General features: G+C 60.8%; 8 protein-coding genes and 1 pseudogene. All 9 read left to right on the top strand.

Annotated features, from left to right (window positions below):
- Positions 1 to 665 (top strand): ATP-binding protein (locus LJE63_10730; GenBank protein ID MCG6907085.1); only part of this gene is annotated, 665 nt, incomplete at its 5' end.
- 401 nt (positions 666 to 1,066) lie between these two features.
- Positions 1,067 to 1,519 carry a universal stress protein gene (locus tag LJE63_10725; GenBank protein ID MCG6907084.1) on the top strand — a complete coding sequence of 151 codons (453 nt, stop codon included), beginning with the start codon at positions 1,067 to 1,069 and terminating at the stop codon, positions 1,517 to 1,519.
- A 367-nt stretch (positions 1,520 to 1,886) separates the two neighbouring features.
- Positions 1,887 to 2,561: a CBS and ACT domain-containing protein gene (locus LJE63_10720; GenBank protein ID MCG6907083.1), complete on the top strand. Its 675-nt coding sequence runs from the start codon at positions 1,887 to 1,889 to the stop codon at positions 2,559 to 2,561.
- A 203-nt stretch (positions 2,562 to 2,764) separates the two neighbouring features.
- Positions 2,765 to 3,709 (top strand): universal stress protein, encoded by a 945-nt coding sequence (locus tag LJE63_10715; GenBank protein MCG6907082.1) that lies wholly within the window; start codon positions 2,765 to 2,767, stop codon positions 3,707 to 3,709.
- A 205-nt stretch (positions 3,710 to 3,914) separates the two neighbouring features.
- Positions 3,915 to 4,252, top strand: a pseudogene (locus LJE63_10710) (F0F1 ATP synthase subunit alpha).
- Between the two features lie 65 nt (positions 4,253 to 4,317).
- Positions 4,318 to 4,518 carry a hypothetical protein gene (locus tag LJE63_10705; protein ID MCG6907081.1) on the top strand — a complete coding sequence of 67 codons (201 nt, stop codon included), beginning with the start codon at positions 4,318 to 4,320 and terminating at the stop codon, positions 4,516 to 4,518.
- 291 nt (positions 4,519 to 4,809) lie between these two features.
- Positions 4,810 to 5,199 carry a response regulator gene (locus LJE63_10700; protein ID MCG6907080.1) on the top strand — a complete coding sequence of 130 codons (390 nt, stop codon included), beginning with the start codon at positions 4,810 to 4,812 and terminating at the stop codon, positions 5,197 to 5,199.
- A 111-nt stretch (positions 5,200 to 5,310) separates the two neighbouring features.
- Entirely contained in the window at positions 5,311 to 5,757 is a 447-nt protein-coding gene (locus LJE63_10695) for an Hsp20/alpha crystallin family protein (protein MCG6907079.1), read from the top strand.
- A gap of 141 nt (positions 5,758 to 5,898) precedes the next feature.
- The gene (locus LJE63_10690) at positions 5,899 to 7,023 is read left to right on the top strand and encodes a hypothetical protein (GenBank protein MCG6907078.1); all 1,125 of its coding nucleotides are present in this window, start codon (positions 5,899 to 5,901) and stop codon (positions 7,021 to 7,023) included.
- The last annotated feature ends 19 nt before the right edge of the window (positions 7,024 to 7,042 follow it).

The following is a 7,042-nucleotide window of genomic DNA, read 5'->3' as shown; positions in this document are numbered from 1 at the left end:
CGGCCGGCCGCCGGGCGGCCGCCGGCGAGGCCGGGGATTATCTGGCACTGGCCTACCGTTATGCCGTGCAGTTCACCCGGCCGACCCTCTGGGTGGCGTGCGGGATGCCCGCGACGGGCAAAAGCACGGTCGCGCGCGCCCTGGGGCGCCGCTTGGACGTAGAGGTGCTGCGCTCCGATGTGGTGCGTAAATCCCTCTTTCAGCGCCGTCCGCAGGAGCCGGCCGTGGCTGCTTTCGCTCAAGGGATCTACACCCCCGGGGCCGACGCCCTGACCTACGGCCGGCTTCTGCTGGATGCCCAGGAGCGGCTTGAAAAAGGGCTTTCGGTGATTCTTGACGCCACCTTTTCGGATTCCCGCCGGCGCGCCGAAGTGCTTCGGCTGGCCCGGGACAGCGACGTCAACATCCTGTTCGTGGAGTGTTTTGCCGACGATTCGGTCCTGCGCCGGCGGCTGGCCGCGCGGGAGGGTTCCCCTTCGGTTTCCGATGCGCGTCTGGAGCATTTCGCCGACCTCAAGGCGCGCTACAGCCCCCTTGCGGAGATTCCCGCGGAGCTTTTGGTTCGCCTGAACACCAGCCAGCCGTTGGAGGCCTGCCTGGACCTTCTGCTGGCCCAGGACCACCGTCTGCTGGCACGGGAAACCGCCGCGGCCCTGGCGCGCTAGCCTTGATGGCGGCTCAGAAAGCCCAATTTCGGCGTTGCGCTGCATCTCGAAGTCGCTGCGGCGTACATAAGTACGCCTCACTCCTCGAAATTTGCGCGCCTTGAAATTGAACTTTTTTCGAAACCGTCTGGTTTGTGACTTTTTACCGCTTCATCAACCTTGAACGCCCCGGGTTCGAAGTTTTGCGAAGGCGCGTTCGAAGATTTTCGATACGAGCGCTGCTGGCCGAAGCCGCCGCGGGCAGCGCTCACCCCAGGCAGTTGCGGGGGGTGGTTGCCGTTCATCGATTGGTGATGTAACATGTGAGTAATTCAAAGGAGCGGTGCTCGGGCGGGAGGGCCGGTGACGGCGCAGGCCGCCCCGCCGGCCCGACATAACCTCAAAACCAGGAGGAGGGTGCCATGGTGGAATTCAAAAAGATTTTGTTTCCCTGCGACTTGACCGAAAACTCCAGCAAGATCCTGCCCTTCGTCATGTCCATGGCGGAGAAGTACGACAGTACGATTTATCTCCTGCACGTGGTGGAAAACCTGAGCCGCTGGGGGAAGGTCTACGTGCCTCACCCGTCCCTCAACAAGCTCCAGGAGGAGGCCGCGACCGCGGCTGAGAAAGCGCTGGAGCGGATCTGCGAGGAAAAACTGCAGGCCTGTCCCAATTTCCAGCGGCGCATCGTAACGGGTGATCCGGCCAACCAGATCATCAAGACCATCGAAGCCGACAATATCGATCTGGTCATTATGGCCACCCACGGCCGCAAGGGGCTGGAACACACGATTTTCGGCAGCGTCGCCCAGAACGTCGCCCGGCGCTCACCGGTGCCGGTCCTGACCATCAACCCATACAAGCTTAAATAGCGCCGCGCTTCCCCTGTAACGACCCCGCCAGCGGCACCTCGGGTGATCGTCGCAAATGGCGCTGCAGGGGCAATCCGGGAGCTGCCAAGAGATCTTTCGAAGGAACCTACCCAGTAGCCCGGGTTGGGTTCCTTTTTTTTGGCAGAGGCCGCCAGGCGGTCTGAAAATTTCCAGGCATCCTTCTCAATTTTGCGAAACCCCCTTGCCACGGGGTGTCCGCCGCAGTTTCGTGTAACGCCAACCTTTTGATTACACAACATGATTACCATCAGGGAAGGTTGGCATGGCTCCTGCTAATTTTCCGTGCAGATCCGGTTGCCGCCGCTTTTCGAGATGCCGCTCGCCGGCCAGATGAGGAGAACCCCCGATGCTGGTCAAAAATTGGATGAGCACCGAGGTCATCGCCGTCGATGCCGGCGGCGCCATGAAGGATGCCAACCAGCTCCTGCGGGAGCACAAGATTCGAATGCTGCCGGTGCTGGAAGAGGGCAAACTGGTGGGCGTGATCACCGACCGGGATCTCAAGCGGGCCTCGGCCTCGGATGCCAACGCCCTGGACGTTTATGAACTGCTCTACCTGCTGAGCAAGATTCGGGTGCGGGAGATCATGACCCAAAACCCGGTCACCGTCCCGCCGGATTTTACGGTGGAGGAAACCGCCGAAATTCTGCTGCGTCACAAAATCTCCGGTGTGCCGGTGGTGGCTGGGGGTGCGGTGGTGGGGGTGATCACCCAGTCGGACATCTTCCGCGCCCTGATACGCCTCACCGGGTTGGTAAGCCGGGGGATCCAGTTCGCCATTCAGGTCCCCGAGGCGCCGGGGCAAATCGAGGCCCTCACCGGGATCATTGGCCGCTGCGGCGGCCGGCTGGTGAGCCTGCTCTCCTGCAGCGAGGGGGCCCCGGCCGGTTTTCGCAACGTCTACATCCGGGCCTACCATGTGGACCGCAGCCGCTTGGACCGGCTCCGGGAGGAGCTCCAGGGGCAGGGCGCGCTGCTCTACATCGTCGATCATCGCGAGAACCGGCGGGAGGTTTACTGAGGCCCGACCGACGCGTAATCGGTGCGATAGATCCCGTTTGAATCATGGGGGCAAAAATTGACGATCCAAGGGTCCTTGTGCAGGTGGGAAGGGCCAGTGCTTTATAGGGGTTCAGGTTTCCGCCGGGCGTTTCAGGGGCCGCTGGCGGGCGGTGGGCGCCGCCCCAGCGCCGTTCCGGCAGACAGCGAAAGGGGGGAGGAAACATGACAAATCCAGGTGTCAAGAAGTTGCTGGTGGCCATCGACGGCTCGGATCAGGCGCTGGACGCGGTGCGCTACATCAAGAACATGCTGGCGCCCGAGGTGGTCCAGGTGGTGCTTTACCACGCCCTGCGGCAGATCGACCAGGCCTTTTGGGACATGGGCATCAACCCCATGGGGCGGACCCGGATGGCCGATATCGCCGCCTGGGAGCGCGAGCAGCGCAGGGTGGTCGAGGAGAGCATGGCCCACGGACGCAAGATTCTGGAGGAGGCCGGCTTCGACGGTAAGACGATCCGTGTTGAAATGCATCCGGCCAAGGTCGACATCGCGCGCGACATCCTCTTCGAAGCTCAGTCGGGCTACAGCGCGGTGGTCATGGGGCGCTGGGGGGTGAGCCGCCTCAAGGACATCGTGGTGGGCAGCACGGCCCTCAAGCTGATCCAGAAGAGCCAGGAGGTGCCGGTCTGGATGGTGGGCGGCAAGCCCAAACCCGGCAAGCTGCTGCTGGCCTATGACGGCTCCGAGGGGGCCGATAAGGCCGTTGCGCATGTGGCGCAGATGGCCGTGGGGGGGAGCTTCGACATCACCCTGATGACCGTTCTCAAGGGTTTTGGTGGGCCCCAGGGGGTCCACGAAGCCATCTTTGGCGGTGGGGGCGAAAAGGGGCTGATGGCCGAGGTCGATCGGGAGCTGCGCGCCAAGCTGGACAGTGCCAAAAACGTCATGGTTACGGCCGGTGTTCCCGTCGGGCGCATCCAGACCGAACTGCAAACCGGTGCCGCCAGCCGCTCGGGGGCGATCTACGAGACGGCCAAGCGCGGCGGTTTCGGCACCATCGTGGTGGGCCGCCGGGGGCTCTCCCGCATTCAGGAATTCTACATGGGGCGGGTGGGCAACAAGGTCATGCAGATGGCGCGCGAGATGGCCATCTGGGTGGTCAGTTAGCCGCAGCCGGCCTGCAGCGGGAGAAGGTGCGTTTGGCCATGGATAACCACCCGGAGAGGCTCAAATCGCACTGACCCTGAAACTGGGCTTCGGCCTGCGGTTGAACCTCGGCCAGTGGCAGGTGGCGTGGAACATGAACTGGTGCTTGCGGGAGTTCAAGGCGGCGTTGGGGGAGCCCTCGGCGGCGGCGGAGCGCCGGGCGGTGCAGCAGCAGGCGCCGGAGATCATCCGGCGGGCGCCGGTGGAAAAGCCCCTGCAGACTGGTCTCAAGGTCGTCGACGCCCTGATTCCCATCGGCCAGCGAACGTCGGGGATCGCCAACGCGGTGGAGGCGCTGACCCGCCATGCCCTGGCCTGCCGCCAGCTCTCGCTGCTGCTGCGCCGCCCCCTGGGGCGGGAGGCTTTTCCCGGCGACATCTTCTACATCCATTCGCGTTTCCTGGAACGGGGGACCCACCTGAAGCCCGAATCCGGCGGGGCTCGTTGACCGCCATGCCCATCGTGGAAACCGAGGCCCAGAACATCTCGGCCTACATTCCCACCAAGCGGCCATCAACATCCAGCACCTGGAAAAGGCCGTAGCCTCCCTGGCGGATTAGGAGCGCAGCGTGGCCTTGGACTGGCAGGCGCTCCTTCGGCTGCCGGGGGCGGTGGGGCCCGTGCGCATGGCGGGGCCGGCGGTGTGCGTGGTGGACGGGTCGGACCAGGGGATCTGCGGGCAGTTCAACGAGGCCGTTTTGAACCATGCCCTCTCAGACGGGGACCGGGAAGGATTCTCCTTCTGGGCGCTGATACCCGTCAGGTCTTGATCACTGCCGAGCTGTTGGACATCCTTGCGGGCTTCGAGGCCCTGGAAGCCTCGGAGGGCTGAATGCCGGTGAAAGGGTTCGAAGTTTTGCAACGGGTCCTTCGCAATCCTTCGAAACGGGTTTGGCCCAGGGCGTTGGGGCAGGCTTTTCTGTAATACAACCAATTGAAAATAAAGAGATACTATCTTTCCCGGGCCGTGGCATTTTTTTTGCTCAGGAAGCAGTTCAGAGGAAAAAAATATCAGCTGTCCGCCGGCGCCCCGCGGCGATATGGCATCAGAAAACGGGATCATGAATCTTTTCGGCACACTCAGGCAGATGCGAATCCTGCTGATCGACGACGACGAGTGGATTCGGGATTCACTCAGCATGTTCTTTGAGGCCGAAGGCTGCCGCCTGCTGGCGGTGGAAACCGCCGAGACAGCCATGGAGCGGCTCAACCACGACCGCTATGATATCATCATCGCCGATTACCGCCTGCCGGGAATGGACGGCCTGGAGTTTTTCCGCCGAATCCGGAGCATCGCCCCGGGCTGCATCAAGATTCTGATCACCGCATACGGCAGCGAGGACGTGCGGGCCGAGGCAAGGCAGGTCGGCATTCAGGAAATGATCGCTAAGCCGTTTACCTCCCGGGTGATAGAAAAAACCCTGGCGCGGCTGCTGCAAGCCGGCCCATGAAGACGGGCCCAAAACGGTCCGCGGCTGCAGCCCCGGCGGGCCTTGCTTGTGATTGTCGTCCAGGGATCCGACGACATTTTCCAACAACCGGCTCGCAGAAAGGAGGATGAAATGGATCTTCTGCCCTTAAAGCCCTTCAGTGCCGAACTCAGCAATTTTCGCAAGGAGATGGACCGCCTCTGGAAACGCTTTTTCGGGGATGTGCCCTTTGCCCCCGGCTTTTTGGAGGGCTGGGCGCCCACCGTGGATATCTCCGAAACCCCGAAGGAATTCATCGTCAAGGCCGAGCTGGCGGGCGTTGAACCCAAGGACGTGGAGGTCAGTCTCTCCGGCGACCTGCTGACCATACGGGGGGAGAAGAAAAAGGAGGAGGAGGAAAAGGACGCCGAGCACTACTTCGCGGAGCGCTACTGGGGGACTTTCCAGCGTTCCTTCAAGCTGCCCGCACCGGTGCAGGAGGACAAGATCGAGGCCACCTTCAAGAAAGGGGTCCTGAAAATCCGGCTGCCCAAGGTGGCCGAGGCCCAGCACAAGAAGATCCAGATCCAGATCAAGTAAACCCGCTGCCGGTCGGCACCTCCGTGATTTTGACTGATCAAGTTATCCCGTTAGCCAAATAACTTGAGCATCGAACATCAACGACGGTTTTTTTCTATGGTTCGCGCATCTCGAGAGAGGTGCTAAGTGGAGGGAACCCAAATGAAACGGGCAAGGTTGATTAGCCTGTCCCTGGTTTTATGCGCAGCTCTGGCAGGCGGGGCGCAGGCAGCCAGCTTTTTGGGTTTTGACTTTCGCGGCGGAAGCGAGGCCTATGGTGTATCCGCCGATGGCTCTGTTGCGGTGGGTTGGGGTATATGGGGTTATGACAGGGAGGCTTTTCGCTGGACCCAAAGCAGTGGGGCGGTTGATTTGGGCTTCCTTCCCGATACCCATGAGAGTATTGCCCTGAGTGTATCTGCCGATGGCTCTACCGTGGTTGGTTATGGTCGTTTGTCTGTAACTACGGAGGCCTTTCGCTGGACCCAAGGCGATGGAATGGTTGGCTTGGGCTTTTTGCCCGAGGGCAGTCTTGAGAGCTATGCCTATGATGTGTCTGCCGATGGTGCCATCGTGGTGGGTGGTTCTTCGACGGCCGAGGATGAAAAATTTGAGGCCTTTCGCTGGACCCAAAGCGATGGAATGGTTGGCTTGGGCTATTTGCCTGGTCATTCTGAGAGCTGCGCCTTTGGTGTGTCTGCCGACGGCGCCATCGTTGTGGGTCGTTCCGAGGCGGGCGAGGGGGTGGAGAATAGATCCGAGGCCTTCCGCTGGACCCCAAACGAGGGGATGGTCGGCTTGGGCTTTCTGTCCCGTGGCGATCTCAGAAGCGGGGCTACTGATGTATCTGCCGACGGCGCCATCGTGGTTGGTTATAGCGTTTCGAGTTCTGGATATGCGGAGGCCTTTCGCTGGACCCAAAGTGCTGGGATGGTTGGCTTGGGCCATTTGCCCGGTTGTTCTGTGAGCGTTGCCTCGGCAGTGTCTGCCGATGGTTCCACTGTAGTTGGTAATAGCGGTTCGGGTGATAAAACCGAGGCTTTCATCTGGGATGAAAAAAATGGCATGAGAAATTTAAGAGAACTATTGATCGATGCTTGTGGTTTAGACTTGAACGCTTGGACTCTTGAGCGAGCCACAGGAATATCCTCCGATGGAAAAACAATCGTGGGAACTGGAAGCCCAAATGGATATGTACAGGGTTGGATTGCCAACCTTGAAAAGAAAGAGGATTTTCCTTGGGAAATTTTTATTCCGTTGTTCAAAAGGAAACCCAAAATTTTTTAGGGTTAAATTCACCTCTAAA

The sequence above is a fragment of the Desulfobacteraceae bacterium genome, from assembly GCA_022340425.1.
In the GTDB taxonomy this organism is placed as follows: domain Bacteria; phylum Desulfobacterota; class Desulfobacteria; order Desulfobacterales; family JAABRJ01; genus JAABRJ01.
This window is presented reverse-complemented; position numbering and strand designations above follow the sequence as displayed.